Below are 16,294 nucleotides of genomic sequence, written 5' to 3' on the forward strand. Positions count from 1 at the left end.
ATTGATAAAAGGCGGTGAGAAATTGCTTAAAGCTGTTTATCTTCATATTCCATTTTGTGCTCAAATTTGTCATTATTGTGATTTTAATAAAATTTTTATTCATCAGCAGCCTGTTGATGAATATTTAAGCACGATGAAAGAAGAGATGGTAAATACGACAAAGCGTTTTCCTGACTATCAGATGGAAACGATTTTTGTTGGTGGAGGAACTCCTACTTCTCTGAACGAAACCCAACTGGATACTTTTTTACAAGATGTCAATGATGTATTCGTTAATGATTTACTTAATGAATTTACAGTAGAAGCGAACCCGGAACAAACTACGAAAGAAAAGATAGCCGTTTTAAAAGATAACAACGTAAATAGATTAAGTATCGGCGTGCAGACTTTTGAAGCTGAACTGTTAAAAAAGCTGGGCCGGTCACATATTAGAGAAGATGTTTATAGAACGATCCGTGACGCAAAAAAAGCGGGTATTCAAAACATGTCCATCGATTTAATGTTTGGTCTGCCCGGCCAAACGATGGAAATGTTTAAAAGGTCAGTAGATGAAGCATTGTCACTTGATGTTCCTCATATTTCCTCATACTCGCTGCAGATTGAAAAGAAGACAGTCTTCTATAATCTTGCTCAAAAAGGACAGCTAGTGCTTCCTGAACATGATCTTGAAGCTGCGATGTATGATTATTTGATAGAGTCTTTAGAGAAAAAAGGATTCAGACAATATGAAATTAGTAATTTTGCTATTCCAGGTTATGAAAGTAAACATAATCTCCAATACTGGAACAATAATGAGTATTTTGGCATTGGGGCAGGTGCGCATAGTTATGTAGAAGGTGTTCGGAGAAGAAATGCAGGACCATTAAAGCACTATATGAATCTAATTGGTGAAAAAGGATTTCCGTATACAGAAGAGCACCCTGTTTCTCGTGCAGAAAAGATAGAAGAAGAAATGTTTATGGGACTAAGAAAGCAAGAAGGTGTATCTGATCAACACTTTAGAGCAAAGTATGGCAGATCGATGTTTGAAATTTACCAAGAGCCAATCGATAGAATGATCAAAAAAGGCTGGCTTAAAACAGAAGGCGATAATCTTTCTTTAACGAAAGATGGGATTCCACTGGGCAATGAAGTTTTTCAAGAATTTATTGGTGTAGTTTTAGATTGACAATAAAGAGTCCCTTTTGGTAACTTATATTATAGATTTAGCACTCGCTCTCAAGGAGTGCTAACAAATGGGGTGATGAGATGTTAACGGAGCGCCAGCTATTTATATTACGTGTTTTAATAGATGATTACATTAAGCATGTAGAGCCTGTAGGTTCCCGGACAATCTCAAAGAGAGAAGACATTACTTACAGTCCTGCTACAATCCGAAACGAACTTGCAGATTTAGAGGATCTAGGTTTTTTAGAAAAAACCCATACTTCATCTGGAAGGATACCGTCTGAAAAAGGCTATAGATTTTATGTCGATCATTTATTGCCTTCACTTTCGTTAGCAAAAAATGAAACAGGCACATCTGACTTGCTTTTTACGGAAAAAGCGGTTGAGGCTGAAGCGTTATTTGATCACTCTGCAAAAATTCTATCAGATTTGACGAACTATACGGCAGTCGTTCTTGGACCAAAGGCCATGAATATGAAGCTTCGTCATTTGCAGATCATTCCCTTATCTTCACAAATGGCGGTTGCCATATTTGTAACAAATACAGGGCACGTTGAAAACAGACAAATTTATTTGCCTGATCATATTGAACCATCGGATCTTGAGAAATTGGTGAATATATTAAATGAAAGACTATCCGGTGTTCGATTAGTAGAGCTGAATAGCCGAATCCATTCAGAATTATCGGCCGTATTTAAAAAACATTTAAGAAGTTATCAGAATATGGATGTTTTTTTAGATCAGCTGTTGTTGTGGAGTAAAAAGGCAAATCTGTTCTATGGCGGTAAAACCAACATGCTTTCCCAGCCTGAATTCAGAGATTTAGATAAGGTGAGACCATTACTCGATCTTCTGGAGACGCAGGAACTGATGGAACAGCTTGTTTCATCGACTGTAAAAGGTGTTACGGTAAAGATAGGAACTGAAAATGAACATGAAGCAATGAGAAATTGCAGTGTCATTAATGCGTCATATACGATGTATGGCAAACATCTTGGAACCATTTCATTAATTGGTCCAACAAGGATGGAATATAAAAAAGTGATTTCACTTTTAGATTCATTATCAAAAGAAATGACAAAGCGTTTAAATGATTTTTCTAATTAAGTAGTTTAGGGAGGTGAAAAGCATGAACAAAGAGGAAACACAAACAGAAATGCAAGAAGAAGTGAATACAGCTGAGGAAACCGCAACTGAAGAATTTACTGCTGAAGAAACAGTTGAAGAAACCCTAACTGAAGAACAGCAAAAAATTCAGGAGCTTGAGACCAAGCTTGAAGAAGCTTCACAACGAAACCTTAGGCTGCAGGCGGATTATGATAACTTCAGACGCCGTACCCGAGAGGAACAAGCTGCCAGCCTTAAATATAAATCTCAAAGTTTGCTTGAACAATTATTGCCAGCTCTAGATAACTTTGAGCGTGCTTTAAAAACAGAAGCGACGAACGACCAGACAAAAACCTTGATTCTAGGGATGGAAATGGTTCATCGTCAGTTAGTAGAGGCTTTGAAACAAGAAGGTTTGACTGAAGTTCCAACAGTTGGCGAAAAGTTTGATCCGAATCTTCATCAAGCAGTTATGCAAGTTGAAGATGCCGAGTTTGATTCAAATACTGTGATCGAAGAACTTCAAAAAGGGTATATGCTTAAGGACCGTGTAATTCGTCCTGCAATGGTAAAAGTTAACGCATAATAACTACATATGTTTATGGAGGGAAAAAACATGAGTAAAATCATCGGTATTGACTTAGGTACAACAAACTCTTGTATTGCAGTAATGGAAGGTGGAGAAGCGGTAGTTATTCCAAACCCGGAAGGTAACCGTACAACACCATCAGTTGTCGCATTTAAAGATGGAGATCGTTCTGTCGGAGAAGTGGCAAAACGCCAAGCGGTTACAAACCCGAATACAATCATGTCTATCAAGCGTTATATGGGTACAGACCATAAAGAAACAGTTGAAGGAAAAGATTATACGCCTCAAGAAATTTCAGCGATAATTTTACAGAAGCTTAAATCACATGCAGAAGAATATCTTGGAGAAAAAGTTGAAAAAGCTGTAATCACTGTTCCGGCTTATTTCAATGATGCACAGCGTCAAGCAACAAAAGATGCTGGACAAATCGCTGGTCTTCAAGTTGAGCGAATTGTTAACGAACCAACTGCTGCTGCATTAGCATACGGTCTTGAAAAAGATGAAGATCAAACGATTCTTGTTTTTGACCTTGGCGGCGGTACATTTGACGTTTCAATCCTGGAACTAGGTGATGGGTTCTTCGAAGTTAAGTCAACTTCAGGGGACAACAAGCTTGGCGGAGATGATTTTGACCAAGTAATCATTGATTATTTAGTAAGTGAGTTCAAAAAAGAGAACGGTATTGATCTTTCTAAAGATAAAATGGCTCTTCAACGTTTAAAAGATGCTGCTGAAAAAGCGAAAAAAGATCTTTCTGGTGTAAATTCTACACAGATTTCTTTACCTTTTATCACAGCGGATGCAACAGGACCAAAACACTTAGAGTTAAACTTATCTCGTGCTAAGTTTGAAGACTTATCTTCTGATCTAGTAGAACGTACTATGGGACCAACTCGCCAAGCACTAACTGATGCTGGAATGACTCCATCTGATATTGACAAAGTTATTCTTGTAGGGGGATCTACTCGTATTCCAGCTGTTCAAGAAGCAATCAAAAAATTCACTGGTAAAGATCCGCACAAAGGTGTAAACCCTGATGAAGTTGTTGCTCTAGGAGCAGCGATTCAAGGTGGAGTTCTCGCTGGTGATGTAAAGGATGTTGTTCTTCTTGATGTAACACCACTTTCTTTAGGTATCGAAACAATGGGTGGGGTATTTACAAGATTAATCGATCGCAATACAACGATTCCAACATCAAAATCACAAGTATTCTCCACAGCTGCTGACAATCAAACATCCGTAGATATTCATGTTCTTCAAGGTGAACGTGAAATGGCTGCTCACAACAAAACACTTGGAAGATTCCAGTTATCTGAGATTCCTCCAGCACCGCGCGGAGTTCCTCAAATCGAAGTAAGCTTTGATATTGATGCGAATGGTATTGTTAATGTACGAGCTAAGGATCTTGGAACAAACAAAGAACAATCAATCACTATTAAGTCTTCAACAGGATTATCTGATGAAGAAATCGACCGCATGGTAAAAGACGCTGAAGAAAATGCTGAAGCGGACAAAAAGAAACGTGAAGAAATTGATACAAGAAACGAAGCTGATCAATTGGTATTCACTGTTGATAAAACATTAAAAGACCTTGAAGGCAAATTAGATGAAGCCGAAGTTAAGAAAGCTGAAGAAGCGAAAGAAAGCTTAAAGAAAGCACTTGAAGGCGATGATATTGAAGCTATTAAGAAAGAAAAAGAAGCTTTAAGTGAAATCGTTCAACAGCTATCAGTTAAGCTATATGAGCAAGCTGCTCAACAAGCTCAAGCTGATCAAGGAAATGCAGAAGGACAATCCAGCAAAAACGATGACAACATCGTTGATGCGGATTATGAAGAAGTAAACGACGATAAGAAATAATTTTAGCACCAAAAAGTCAAAGTCAGGCTATCTTGACTTTGACTTTTTTTCTGAAAAAAGTAACAGGATATGACAGATTTTTGACAAAACTTAAGGTTTGCAGTTTCGTCTTGAGTCAGGTGGTATTCAATGGTAAGATAACTTTTATGTGAGAATTCGGGAGTGTCTTAATATGAGTAAACGAGATTATTACGAAGTACTTGGATTAAATAAAAATGCCTCAAGTGATGAAGTAAAAAAAGCATACCGTAAGCTTGCCAGACAATATCATCCAGATGTTAACAAAGAGGCAGATGCGGAAACGAAATTTAAAGAAGTAAAAGATGCATACGAAACACTAAGTGATCCTCAGAAAAAAGCTCATTATGACCAATTTGGCCATACAGATCCAAACCAAGGTTTTGGGGGTGCCGGAGCTGATTTTGGCGGATTTGGTGATATTTTTGATATGTTTTTCGGAGGCGGCGGCGGAAGACGTAATCCGAATGCTCCTCGACAGGGAAATGACCTTCAATATGGACTTCGTCTATCTTTTGAAGAAGCTGTATTCGGAAAAGAAACGGAGATTTCAATTCCTACTGAAGAAACATGTGGAACTTGTTACGGATCAGGGGCAAAACCTGGTACAAAACCGGAAACATGTTCTCATTGTAACGGAAGCGGTCAATTAAACGTGGAACAAAACACACCGTTTGGACGTATCGTTAACCGTAGAGTTTGTAACCATTGCAGTGGAAAAGGGAAGATTATTAACGAAAAATGCGGTACTTGTCATGGGGCAGGGAAAGTCCGTAAAAATAAAAAGCTTTCTGTTAAGGTTCCTGCCGGTGTAGATAATGGACAACAGATTCGTATGGCAGGTCATGGAGAACCAGGTGCTAATGGCGGACCGGCTGGAGATCTTTACGTCGTTTTCCAAGTTGCAGAGCATGAGTTTTTTGAACGTGATGGAGATGATATTTTTTGCGAGATGCCATTAACATTTATACAAGTGGCATTAGGTGATGAAATTGAAGTTCCTACTTTATACGGAAAAGTAAAATTGAAGATTCCTGCTGGAACCCAGACTGGAACTCACTTCCGGCTTCGGGGTAAGGGCGTGAAGAATGTTCATGGCCGAGGTCAGGGAGATCAGCATATTCAAGTTAAGGTTGTTACGCCTAAAAACTTAACTGAAAAGCAAAAGCAATTGCTCCGCGATTTTTCTGAAATAAGCGGAACGCTGCCTGATGAACAGCAAGATGGTTTTTTTGACAAAGTAAAACGTGCCTTCAAAGGTGAGTAATCTTGTACCTTCTTAATCTTGAAACGGAGTTGATATGATGAAATGGTCAGAAATTAGCATCCACACTACTCAGGAAGCGGTTGAACCAGTATCGAATATTTTACATGAAGCAGGAGCGAGCGGAGTTGTGATTGAAGATGTGGATGACCTCTCAAAAGAACGTCAGTCAGTTTTTGGCGAAATCTATCAACTAAATCCGTCTGATTATCCTTCTGAAGGTGTTATTTTAAAAGCGTATCTTCCAGTTAACAGTTTCTTAGGGGAGACTGTAGAAGAAATCAAACAAGCGATTACAAACCTTGTGAAATACGATATTGATATTGGTGCGAACACGATATCCATTTCAGAAGTGAACGAAGAAGAGTGGGCGACAGCATGGAAAAAGTACTATAAACCAGTGAAAATTTCTAAGAGAATAACGATTACTCCTACCTGGGAAGATTATCAGCCTGTTCATTCAGATGAGTTGATCATCGAGCTCGATCCTGGCATGGCTTTTGGTACGGGAACTCATCCAACAACAGTGATGAGTTTGCAAGCCATTGAGAAGTATATACATGTAGGTGACTCTGTCATTGATGTAGGAACAGGATCGGGTGTTTTAAGTATTGCATCAGCAATGTTAGGTGCAAAGAAGGTCGATGCTTATGATCTTGATGAAGTAGCTGTAAACAGCGCTAGATTAAATGTCAAATTGAATAAAGTGAATGAAATAATTCAAGTGGACCAAAATGATTTATTAAAAGGCATCAATGGACCTGTCGATTTAATTGTAGGTAATCTTTTGGCGGAAATAATCTTGTTGTTCGTTGACGACGCTTCTAAAGTATTAAAGCCCGGAGGTTACTTTATAACGTCTGGAATTATACAAGGTAAAAAACGCGATGTTAAATCTAAGTTAGAACAAAAAGGATTTTCGATCGTTGAAATTTTAGAAATGGAAGATTGGGTAGCGATTGTTGCTCAAAATAAGGAATAACCTAAGAATAGGAAGTGCTTTACATGCAAAGATACTTTGTCCCATCAGATAATTGGACTCAAGACCGTGTTTTTGTGGCAGGTGAAGACGCCAAACATATCTCTAAGGTCATGAGGATGAAAGCAGGTGACGTCATTATTTGCTGTGATAATAATGACCGATCCGCAACATGTGAAATCATTGATTTGAATGGTGACAAAGTTGAGGCATGTATCGTGAATGAAATAGAAACGGTATCTGAATTGCCAGTTCATGTTACCATCGCACAAGGATTGCCTAAAGCAGATAAACTTGAATATATCATTCAAAAAGGTACAGAACTTGGGGCAAGTGATTTCTTTCCTTTTTCTGCAGACCGCTCTATTGTGAAATGGGATGAAAAGAAAGCTGTAAAAAAGAAAGAGCGTTTAGAAAAGATAGCAAAAGAAGCTGCCGAGCAATCACACAGAAGCAGAGTTCCTGAAGTGTTGGATACGGGCACTTTTTCTGATTTGCTAAAAATGGCGGAAAGTTATAAGATAAAAATCGCTGCATATGAAGAAGAAGCAAAGCTGCAGGAAACCAGCCGTTTTGCCTCTGCTTTGAGTGCATTGGAAAATGGAGATTCTATTTTATGTGTGATTGGTCCTGAAGGCGGTATCAGTGAAAAGGAAGCGAAGATACTTGCTGAACATGGATTTGAATTATGCGGACTTGGTCCACGCATTCTTCGCACCGAGACTGCGCCGTTATATATATTATCTGCGATTTCCTATCACATTGAATTAAAGGGGTGAGATTATGCCATCCGTTGCTTTTCATACATTAGGCTGTAAAGTAAATCATTATGAAACAGAAGCTATCTGGCAGCTGTTTAAATCAGAAGGTTACGATAGAACTGAGTTCGAAGGGACAGCAGATGTTTATGTTATAAACACATGTACTGTAACCAACACGGGAGATAAAAAGAGCAGACAGGTAATCAGACGAGCAATTCGTAAAAATCCTAATGCTGTTATTTGTGTTACTGGCTGTTATGCCCAAACTTCTCCTGCGGAAATCATGGCGATACCAGGCGTTGATGTTGTAGTCGGTACTCAAGACCGCTCTAATATGCTGACCTATATTGAACAATATAAAGAAGAACGTATGCCTATTAATGGTGTTTCGAACATTATGAAAGCTCGTGTTTATGAAGAACTAGATGTGCCAGCTTTTACAGATCGAACGAGAGCTTCATTAAAAATACAAGAAGGTTGCAATAATTTTTGCACATTTTGTATCATACCATGGGCTAGAGGATTGCTGCGCTCTAGAAAGCCTGAGGATGTTCTTGCTCAAGCTCAGCAGTTAGTTGATGCAGGGTACAAGGAAATTGTATTAACGGGCATTCATACTGCTGGATATGGCGAGGATATGAAAGACTATTCATTTGCCAGACTGCTTTCTGACATGGATGAAAAAGTTGTTGGGTTGAAACGGATCCGGATTTCGTCAATTGAAGCGAGCCAGATCACTGACGAAGTTATCGAAGTGATTGGAAAATCAAACAAGGTCGTTCCACACCTTCATATTCCACTCCAATCAGGTTCTAATACAGTTCTTCAAAGAATGCGAAGAAAATATACGATGGAGATGTTTGGTGAACGACTCGATCGCCTGAAAGAGGCTCTGCCCGGACTTGCGATAACCTCTGATGTAATCGTTGGTTTTCCTGGAGAAACAGAGGAAGAATTTATGGAGACTTATCAGTTTATTGAGAATCATAAATTTATGGAACTGCACGTTTTCCCTTATTCTAAACGTACAGGCACACCCGCTGCTAAAATGGAAGACCAAGTTCCAGAAGATGTGAAAAACGAACGCGTGCACAAACTTATTTCATTATCAGATCAATTAGCAAAAGAATATGCTTCAAATTATGAAGATTGTGTTGTTGAAGTTATACCAGAAGAAGAGTTTAAGGACGAGCCAGGCAAGAATTTATTCGTCGGATATACGACTAACTATTTAAAAGTTGTCTTTGAAGGTAATGAAAACATGATTGGAAAACTTATTAAAGTAAAAATTACAGAAGCAGGGTATCCTTATAATAAAGGTATTTTTGTTAAACAAGAATCATCAGAAAATCTTAAACAGGCTGTAAATAATTAATATCCTGGGGGCTCTCCAGGGTGTTTTTTATATGGTTTAGATTTGTTGTTGATAGGACTATTTTTCAAAATAAATATTATTTAAAGGTCAGTCGTCAGACAAATTTTCGTATTATCTCGATTTTTGTTTAAAATTTTGGTATTATACTACAGTAATGAAGATTTTTAGTTCAGAAAGGATTGTTTTTTATGAGCAATTTAAATGTTGCAAGAATGATTGATCACACAGCTTTAAAAGCTGACACTACTAAAAAAGAAATTCTAACACTTTGTGAAGAAGCGAAAAAATATAATTTCTTTTCCGTGTGCGTAAATCCTACATGGGTATATACAGCATTTGAACAGTTAAAAGGTTCTGATGTAGCAGTTTGTACAGTTATTGGTTTTCCTTTAGGAGCTAATACTCCAGAAGTAAAGGCATTCGAAACAAAGAATGCTATTGAAAATGGTGCAACTGAAGTTGATATGGTAATTAATATCGGTGCTTTAAAAGAAGGCAATTATGACCTAGTAGAAAAAGATGTAAGAGCTGTTGTTGAAGCTGCAAAAGGTAAGGCACTTACAAAAGTAATTATTGAAGCTTCATTATTAACGGACGAAGAAAAAGTTAAAGCATGTGAAATTTCAGTAAAAGCCGGCATTGATTTTGTTAAGACGTCAACAGGTTTCTCAACTGGCGGAGCGACTGTAGAAGATATTAGATTAATGCGTGAAACAGTAGGACCTAATATCGGAGTTAAAGCTTCTGGTGCTGTCAGAGACCGTGAAACTGCTTTAGCGATGATTGAAGCTGGTGCAACACGCATTGGAGCAAGTGCTGGTATTGCAATTGTTGAAGGTGGAACATCTACTTCTGATTATTAATTCTTGTTGTTTTAAAATCGTTGCGATTTCTCTCCAATCAACTTGTTTAAATTAAGTTGACCGTATTACAAGGATATATTATAATGGCAAAAGATATGTGACGCATCTTTACTCTTTATGTAAGGGTGGTCTGGAGGGAGGGAAATACAAATGGCAGAAACACGTATTCGCAAGAATGAATCCATTGATGATGCTCTTCGTCGTTTTAAAAGATCCGTTTCCAAAGATGGAACATTGGCTGAAGTTAAAAAACGCAAGCATTATGAAAAGCCAAGCGTAAAGCGTAAGAAGAAGGCTGAGGCAGCAAGAAAGCGTAAGTTCTAAGCGAGGTGTAAAGTATGAGTCTTCTTGATACATTAAATCAAGATATGAAACAAGCGATGAAGGACAAAGACAAGCTAAAGCTTTCAGTAATTCGTATGCTAAAGGCATCTATTCAAAACGAAGCCATCAAGCTGGGACGCGAATTAAACGAGGAAGAAGAGCTGACCGTACTTGTACGCGAAATGAAACAAAGAAAAGACTCCCTCCAAGAATTCGAAAAAGCTGGCCGTGACGATTTGGTCGCTGGCCTGAACGAAGAAATTGCTGTTCTTACTCCATACTTGCCTAAACAGCTTTCTGAAGAAGAACTTATTGAAATTGTTGCACAAACTATTTCAGAGACTGGTGCTTCTTCTAAAGCAGAAATGGGTAAAGTTATGGGTGCTCTAATGCCGAAAGTTAAGGGGAAAGCCGATGGCGGACTCGTTAATCGTATTGTTCAGCAACAATTATCATAATTGAAATTGACAAACGCTCTGTAATTTTTACAGGGCGTTTTCTTATTTTTTTGAAACTTTTACCATCTTAATACGTAAACTAGACAAGAAGGGGGGATCGCTGTGAAAAAGGGACGTTTATTGATATACATGTTATGTGTGATTTGGGGAGTCTATGGATTAATTTCCACTCATCAAGTGTTTTCGGCAGGCAAGGGAAAGACAGTCACGTTTATTCCGGTTGAAGATGAAGTGGAGAGAGGTCTTGAGGCTTTCTTAAAAAGAAATATTAAAGAGGCTGAAAAGAATGGAACGGATCACATCGTGTTTGAAATATATACCCCTGGTGGACGTGTAGACGCTGCAATACATATCGCTAAATTAATGAGAGAAACAGACATCCCCATCACTGCGTACGTTGTCAAAAACGCATTTTCCGCAGGAGCATACATCGCATTGAACGCGGATCAGATCGTAATGAAGCCCTCTACTACGATTGGGTCAGCTGCGGTCATTGACAACCAGGGGAATACTGCAGGAAAAAAAGCAGAATCCGCTTGGAAAGCTGAGATGCTGGCGGCTGCTGAACTTAATAATAGAGATCCGTTATATGCTGAAGCTATGGTAAGTCCCAATACTGAGATTCCAGAGCTTCATCTTAAAAAAGGAGAATTACTTACATTAACTGCCAGTGAAGCCATTCAAGTTGGCTATGCAGAAAAAATCGCCGACGATCGTGAAGAACTTTTAGCTTATTTGGGACTTGAAGATGCTAAAATTATTGATGCCAAACCTACTTTTGCTGATAAAATTGCCCGATTTGTTACAAATCCAGTTGTGGTGCCAATACTGCTATCTTTAGGAAGTCTGGGACTAGTGCTTGAACTTTACACACCCGGTTTTGGGATAGCGGGTTCAGTCGGATTACTTTCTTTATTTTTATTCTTCTATGGTCATACATTGGCAGGTTTGGCAGGCTGGGAATCCGTATTATTGTTCGTGATTGGCTTAGTATTAATATTTTTAGAAATATTTTTACCCGGAGGAATAATAGGGATAATTGGGGTGGTTTCCGTGCTGACAGGTTTAATACTTGCTGGTGGATCTTTGTCAGGTATTTTAATGGCTATTTCTATAGCTATCATCGTAACCATTATCGGGTCTTATTTCTTTATTCGCTCATTTGGCTATAATGGCCCTTTAAAACGGCTTGTTCTTTTTGATTCTACAAGCTCTGAAAAAGGGTACCTATCTCATCAGGAGAGGATGGACTTAATTGGCAAAACCGGAAGAACAATAACTCCTCTCCGTCCATCTGGAACGATAAAAATCGATGATGAATTGATTGACGCTGTAACGGAGGGATCTTATATAAAGAATGATGTTGACATCAAAATTATTAAAGTAAGTGGCGGCCGGGTGGTCGTCAGGCTTTTTGAGGAAAATTAAATCGAGGAGTGTGTTGAAATGCTGGGATTAGGTTCAATTGCAAGTATCGTTGTTATAGGTCTGGTCGTAATTGTATTCGCTATTTTATTAACGTTTGTTCCAGTTATGTTATGGATCTCTGCACTAGCTGCAGGTGTTCGAGTCGGGATCTTTACCCTTGTGGGGATGAGATTAAGAAGAGTTATTCCAAACCGTGTCATCAATCCATTAATAAAAGCTGTAAAAGCTGGGTTGGATTTAAGTACAAATCAGCTGGAAAGCCATTATTTAGCAGGAGGGAATGTAGACCGGGTTGTTAACGCGCTAATTGCCGCACACAGGGCTAACATTGACCTTAGCTTTGAACGTGCAGCAGCCATTGATCTTGCTGGCCGAGACGTATTAGAGGCTGTGCAAATGAGTGTTAATCCTAAAGTAATTGAGACTCCTTTCATTGCTGGGGTAGCTTTAAACGGTATTGAAGTGAAAGCGAAGGCTAGAATTACGGTTAGAGCGAACATTGACCGTCTTGTAGGGGGCGCAGGTGAAGAAACAGTTATCGCACGTGTCGGTGAAGGGATCGTAAGTACGATAGGTTCTTCTGAAAGCCATAAAAAAGTTCTTGAAAACCCAGATTTAATTTCGCAAACGGTTCTTTCTAAGGGATTAGATTCTGGAACCGCTTTTGAAATACTATCAATTGATATTGCGGATATAGATATCGGTAAAAATATTGGTGCAGAATTGCAGACAGATCAGGCGATGGCTGATAAAAATATTGCCCAGGCGAAAGCGGAAGAAAGACGTGCGATGGCAGTTGCGAATGAACAAGAAATGAAAGCCAAAGTTCAAGAGATGCATGCCAAAGTTGTTGAAGCAGAAGCGGAAGTACCAATGGCATTAGCTGAAGCTCTCCGTTCGGGTAATATGGGTTTTATGGATTATATGAACATGAAAAACATAATGGCTGACACTACGATGCGAGAGTCCATAAGTAAGTCATCTAATCCTGATCAAGATAACAATAATGGCAAAGGGAAGAAGTTGTAAAGATGAAAATCTTAGAAGCGGTTATTGATCTATTACTCAGTAATATCGCTTTTGTAATCATAGTAGCTGGAGGCATCTTTAGTTTTATTAAAAGGATGAATGAATCAAAAGCAACCCACAGAACACAGACTACTCAAAAAATGATGGAAAAACCAAAACAAACGGTATCCCCCTTTGGATCACAGGCTGGATTGGATCGTCACTCACCTGAACCCATAACCAACCAAAAGGAAACGAACGAAAAAAAGAACAATATATACAGCCGGTATAATGAAAAACAAGAAAACATCAGCAGGAACCGCTATCATGATAAAGAGAGAGATATTTTAAGTTCCTTATCTGTAGATCAATCAGAATTGAAAAAAGCTGTGATCTGGTCAGAAATCCTCTCGAAACCTAAAGCGTTGCAAAAGCGATCGTAACTAAAAGCAAAACATTGAAATAGTGTGATAGTTTGACCCCGTCTCTCATAAAAATGGAGAGAGGGGGTTTTTTTATATGGGAAAATTGCGGCAGCAAGTAAACAAATGGTTGATGCAAAACCTGGATTTACCAGCAGATGTAATAATGGATTTGCCCCGGATTACAATGATCGGTCAAATACACATTTATATAGAAAATCATCGTGGAGTTAAAGCCTTCTCCAATGAACAGCTTGCACTTAAGTTAAAGCAAGGGACACTTTTGATAAAAGGCAGCGACTTTGTAATAAAAACAATTTTGCCGGAAGAAATCCTTTTAGAAGGAACTGTATCTTCCGTTTATTTTGAAAATGATTAGTATTTTTGATAATGAGGAGGGGCAAGTTTGAATAATAAATGGAATCATAATTTAAAAGGGAATATACGTGTTGAAATTATAGGACAAGAATCAAGCTCGTTTATTAACTCATGCCTTACTTCAGGAATACAAATTTGGGATATCCAGCCTCTTGATAATGGACGAGTTCTCGCATCGCTTCCTGTTGATGATTTTAAAAAAGTGAAAAGACTCTTAAAGGAAAAGAAACTTAAAATTAGGATTAGAGAAAAAAACGGCACACCTTTTTTGTTAAGAAAAATTTGGAAGAGAAATGGTTTCTTGATCGGGATGATTTCATTTATCGTGCTCCTTTTTTTGTTATCTAACATGATTTGGAATATAAATGTGACCGGCGCAAATCCTAAGACTGAATACCAGCTAAAGAAAGCAGCTGTGGAATTGGGAATTACTAAAGGAAAACTTATATTCCTGCTTCCGAATGTAAGAGAAATACAAAGACAGCTGACAGAGAAGATGGAAAACGTAACTTGGATTGGTGTAACTCGGCACGGGACAACATATCGATTTGAAGTTGTTCAAAAAGAAATCCCAAAAGAGAAACACGTTACAGGGCCGAGTCATCTGGTGGCAACAAAAAAAGCCTTGATTCATTCCATGTTTGTTGAAAAAGGACAACCTGTTATTGCAGTTAATGATTATGTACAAAAAGGGTCTTTGCTGGTTTCAGGATTAATCGGAAAAGAGAAGAAACCGAAACTTGTAAGTGCCAAAGGGAAAGTATATGGTGAGGTTTGGTATGAAACAAAAGTTTCAGTACCTTTAAATACATCTTTTCAGACATATACAGGGAAATATAAGAACAGGCATTACGTTTCATTATTCGGTCTAAATGTACCTGTCTTCGGGTTTTCTGATGGAGAATTCAAAGCAAAGACAGAAACAATAAATGAGACTCCTCTATACTTGGCGAAATGGAAAACACCTTTTTCATATTTGAAAAAGGAAATTCGGGAAACAGACGGGGTAAAAAGGTCTTATACTAAGAAAGAAGCTATAGCGGTTGGGAAAAAGATGGCAATGAAAGAATTGCTAAAAAAAATTCCTGCTGATGCAACAATTAATGGCGAAAAAGTTTTGCTACAAAACGAGTCGAATGGTAAAGTAGCATTAACGATGCTCTACCAAGTTATAGAAAATATAGCATCTGAACAACCTATACCGATCCAACAAGGAGAATGAGTAGTTTGTCAGAAACAAAAAGACTTAATTCATTACAACTGGAAAATACTTCGGAAGCGTCTTCATTGTTCGGGCCGAACGATGCCTTCTTAAAAGTGATTGAAGACAAGCTTCATGTGAACATAGTTACCCGCGGAGAAGATATTTTAGTTTCTGGGGAGCTTGAAAAAGCGCAGATGGTCGAAGAGATTTTGTTTGTTCTGCTCAAATTAGTTCGAAAAGGAATTAAAATATCAGAACGGGATATTGTCTATGCAGTTCAGCTTGCCGAGAAGAACATGCTAGATGAATTAAGCGAACTTTATGAAGAAGAAATTGCAGTTACCGCTAAAGGAAAGCCAATTCGTGTAAAAACACTCGGGCAGCGCCATTATGTACAATCAATGAGAAAAAATGATCTTGTGTTTGGCATTGGACCAGCAGGCACAGGTAAAACATACTTAGCTGTTGTTATGGCAGTCAACGCACTTAAAGATGGCAGAATAAAGAAAATCGTACTTACACGACCGGCTGTAGAGGCTGGGGAAAGTTTAGGCTTTTTACCCGGTGACCTCAAGGAGAAAGTAGATCCATACCTGCGGCCTCTATACGATGCTCTTCATGACCTTTTAGGTGCTGAGCATACAGAAAGACTCATTGAGCGCGGTACGATTGAAATTGCCCCTTTAGCGTATATGAGAGGGCGTACACTGGACGAAAGCTTTGTTATACTTGATGAAGCACAAAATACAACTCCGGAACAGATGAAAATGTTTTTAACTCGTCTCGGTTTTGGATCAAAAATGGTAATTACAGGTGATATCACACAAATCGATTTGCCACGTGGAAAAGAATCTGGATTAAAGGTTACAAAACAAAGATTAGAAAAAGTAAATGGCATTGATTTTATTTATTTAAAACAGTTAGATGTGGTTAGGCATCCTCTTGTCCAAAGGATCATTGAAGCATATGAAGCGTCTGAAGAATAGGTCTCCTTTAATGGGAGACTTTTTTTTACTTTATAAGAAGTACCATATTTGTCCAACTTTTGCTAAGATTAGTATAGGATTCACAGTATAAGGAGTGGTAAAG

The 16,294-nt window shown here is 38.4% G+C and carries 17 protein-coding genes; all 17 read left to right on the forward strand.

Features of this window, described 5'->3' with window-relative positions; translation table 11 throughout:
- The first annotated feature begins 22 nt into the window (after window positions 1-22).
- The 17 genes from hemW (at window position 23) to RGB74_RS07395 (ending at window position 16,191) form a co-directional block, all read left to right on the forward strand.
- Window positions 23-1,168 carry a radical SAM family heme chaperone HemW gene (gene hemW, locus RGB74_RS07315; protein ID WP_310762330.1) on the forward strand — a complete coding sequence of 382 codons (1,146 nt, stop codon included), beginning with the start codon at window positions 23-25 and terminating at the stop codon, window positions 1,166-1,168.
- 80 nt (window positions 1,169-1,248) lie between these two features.
- Window positions 1,249-2,274, forward strand: a complete 1,026-nt coding sequence (hrcA, locus tag RGB74_RS07320) for a heat-inducible transcriptional repressor HrcA (RefSeq protein WP_310762331.1) — start codon at window positions 1,249-1,251, stop codon at window positions 2,272-2,274.
- A 22-nt stretch (window positions 2,275-2,296) separates the two neighbouring features.
- Window positions 2,297-2,860: a nucleotide exchange factor GrpE gene (gene grpE / locus RGB74_RS07325; RefSeq protein WP_310762332.1), complete on the forward strand. Its 564-nt coding sequence runs from the start codon at window positions 2,297-2,299 to the stop codon at window positions 2,858-2,860.
- A gap of 30 nt (window positions 2,861-2,890) precedes the next feature.
- Window positions 2,891-4,723 carry a molecular chaperone DnaK gene (gene dnaK / locus RGB74_RS07330; RefSeq protein ID WP_310762333.1) on the forward strand — a complete coding sequence of 611 codons (1,833 nt, stop codon included), beginning with the start codon at window positions 2,891-2,893 and terminating at the stop codon, window positions 4,721-4,723.
- 172 nt (window positions 4,724-4,895) lie between these two features.
- Window positions 4,896-6,008, forward strand: coding sequence for a molecular chaperone DnaJ (dnaJ, locus tag RGB74_RS07335; RefSeq protein ID WP_310762334.1), 1,113 nt, complete (start codon window positions 4,896-4,898; stop codon window positions 6,006-6,008).
- A gap of 37 nt (window positions 6,009-6,045) precedes the next feature.
- Window positions 6,046-6,987, forward strand: coding sequence for a 50S ribosomal protein L11 methyltransferase (gene prmA, locus RGB74_RS07340; RefSeq protein WP_310762335.1), 942 nt, complete (start codon window positions 6,046-6,048; stop codon window positions 6,985-6,987).
- Window positions 6,988-7,010: 23 nt separating this feature from the next.
- A complete protein-coding gene (locus RGB74_RS07345; RefSeq protein ID WP_310762336.1) occupies window positions 7,011-7,763 on the forward strand; it encodes a 16S rRNA (uracil(1498)-N(3))-methyltransferase in 753 nt (250 codons plus the stop codon).
- Between the two features lie 4 nt (window positions 7,764-7,767).
- Window positions 7,768-9,120, forward strand: a complete 1,353-nt coding sequence (mtaB, locus tag RGB74_RS07350; RefSeq protein ID WP_310762337.1) for a tRNA (N(6)-L-threonylcarbamoyladenosine(37)-C(2))-methylthiotransferase MtaB — start codon at window positions 7,768-7,770, stop codon at window positions 9,118-9,120.
- A 188-nt stretch (window positions 9,121-9,308) separates the two neighbouring features.
- Window positions 9,309-9,983: a deoxyribose-phosphate aldolase gene (gene deoC / locus RGB74_RS07355; RefSeq protein ID WP_310762338.1), complete on the forward strand. Its 675-nt coding sequence runs from the start codon at window positions 9,309-9,311 to the stop codon at window positions 9,981-9,983.
- Window positions 9,984-10,133: 150 nt separating this feature from the next.
- Window positions 10,134-10,307 (forward strand): 30S ribosomal protein S21, encoded by a 174-nt coding sequence (gene rpsU, locus RGB74_RS07360; protein ID WP_066237650.1) that lies wholly within the window; start codon window positions 10,134-10,136, stop codon window positions 10,305-10,307.
- 14 nt (window positions 10,308-10,321) lie between these two features.
- Window positions 10,322-10,765 carry a GatB/YqeY domain-containing protein gene (locus RGB74_RS07365; RefSeq protein WP_310762339.1) on the forward strand — a complete coding sequence of 148 codons (444 nt, stop codon included), beginning with the start codon at window positions 10,322-10,324 and terminating at the stop codon, window positions 10,763-10,765.
- A 102-nt stretch (window positions 10,766-10,867) separates the two neighbouring features.
- Entirely contained in the window at window positions 10,868-12,193 is a 1,326-nt protein-coding gene (locus RGB74_RS07370; RefSeq protein ID WP_310762340.1) for an NfeD family protein, read from the forward strand.
- An 18-nt stretch (window positions 12,194-12,211) separates the two neighbouring features.
- Window positions 12,212-13,222, forward strand: a complete 1,011-nt coding sequence (gene floA, locus RGB74_RS07375) for a flotillin-like protein FloA (RefSeq protein ID WP_396136028.1) — start codon at window positions 12,212-12,214, stop codon at window positions 13,220-13,222.
- A gap of 2 nt (window positions 13,223-13,224) precedes the next feature.
- Window positions 13,225-13,644 (forward strand): hypothetical protein, encoded by a 420-nt coding sequence (locus RGB74_RS07380; protein WP_310762341.1) that lies wholly within the window; start codon window positions 13,225-13,227, stop codon window positions 13,642-13,644.
- A 76-nt stretch (window positions 13,645-13,720) separates the two neighbouring features.
- Window positions 13,721-14,002: a sporulation protein YqfC gene (gene yqfC / locus RGB74_RS07385; RefSeq protein WP_310762342.1), complete on the forward strand. Its 282-nt coding sequence runs from the start codon at window positions 13,721-13,723 to the stop codon at window positions 14,000-14,002.
- A 27-nt stretch (window positions 14,003-14,029) separates the two neighbouring features.
- Window positions 14,030-15,223 (forward strand): sporulation protein YqfD, encoded by a 1,194-nt coding sequence (yqfD, locus tag RGB74_RS07390; RefSeq protein ID WP_310762343.1) that lies wholly within the window; start codon window positions 14,030-14,032, stop codon window positions 15,221-15,223.
- A 5-nt stretch (window positions 15,224-15,228) separates the two neighbouring features.
- Window positions 15,229-16,191 (forward strand): PhoH family protein, encoded by a 963-nt coding sequence (locus tag RGB74_RS07395; protein ID WP_310762344.1) that lies wholly within the window; start codon window positions 15,229-15,231, stop codon window positions 16,189-16,191.
- The last annotated feature ends 103 nt before the right edge of the window (window positions 16,192-16,294 follow it).

Source organism: Bacillus sp. NEB1478 (assembly GCF_031582965.1).
Taxonomy (GTDB): domain Bacteria; phylum Bacillota; class Bacilli; order Bacillales; family Fictibacillaceae; genus Fictibacillus.

Bases quoted from the DNA above. Each gene is read 5' to 3' on its own strand.
- floA (WP_396136028.1), top strand. From the start codon at position 12,212: ATGCTGGGATTAGGTTCAATTGCAAGTATCGTTGTTATAGGTCTGGTC.
- grpE (WP_310762332.1), top strand. From the start codon at position 2,297: ATGAACAAAGAGGAAACACAAACAGAAATGCAAGAAGAAGTGAATACA.
- RGB74_RS07365 (WP_310762339.1), top strand. From the start codon at position 10,322: ATGAGTCTTCTTGATACATTAAATCAAGATATGAAACAAGCGATGAAG.
- deoC (WP_310762338.1), top strand. From the start codon at position 9,309: ATGAGCAATTTAAATGTTGCAAGAATGATTGATCACACAGCTTTAAAA.
- dnaJ (WP_310762334.1), top strand. From the start codon at position 4,896: ATGAGTAAACGAGATTATTACGAAGTACTTGGATTAAATAAAAATGCC.
- yqfC (WP_310762342.1), top strand. From the start codon at position 13,721: ATGGGAAAATTGCGGCAGCAAGTAAACAAATGGTTGATGCAAAACCTG.
- RGB74_RS07345 (WP_310762336.1), top strand. From the start codon at position 7,011: ATGCAAAGATACTTTGTCCCATCAGATAATTGGACTCAAGACCGTGTT.
- hrcA (WP_310762331.1), top strand. From the start codon at position 1,249: ATGTTAACGGAGCGCCAGCTATTTATATTACGTGTTTTAATAGATGAT.
- RGB74_RS07380 (WP_310762341.1), top strand. From the start codon at position 13,225: ATGAAAATCTTAGAAGCGGTTATTGATCTATTACTCAGTAATATCGCT.
- prmA (WP_310762335.1), top strand. From the start codon at position 6,046: ATGAAATGGTCAGAAATTAGCATCCACACTACTCAGGAAGCGGTTGAA.
- mtaB (WP_310762337.1), top strand. From the start codon at position 7,768: ATGCCATCCGTTGCTTTTCATACATTAGGCTGTAAAGTAAATCATTAT.
- dnaK (WP_310762333.1), top strand. From the start codon at position 2,891: ATGAGTAAAATCATCGGTATTGACTTAGGTACAACAAACTCTTGTATT.
- rpsU (WP_066237650.1), top strand. From the start codon at position 10,134: ATGGCAGAAACACGTATTCGCAAGAATGAATCCATTGATGATGCTCTT.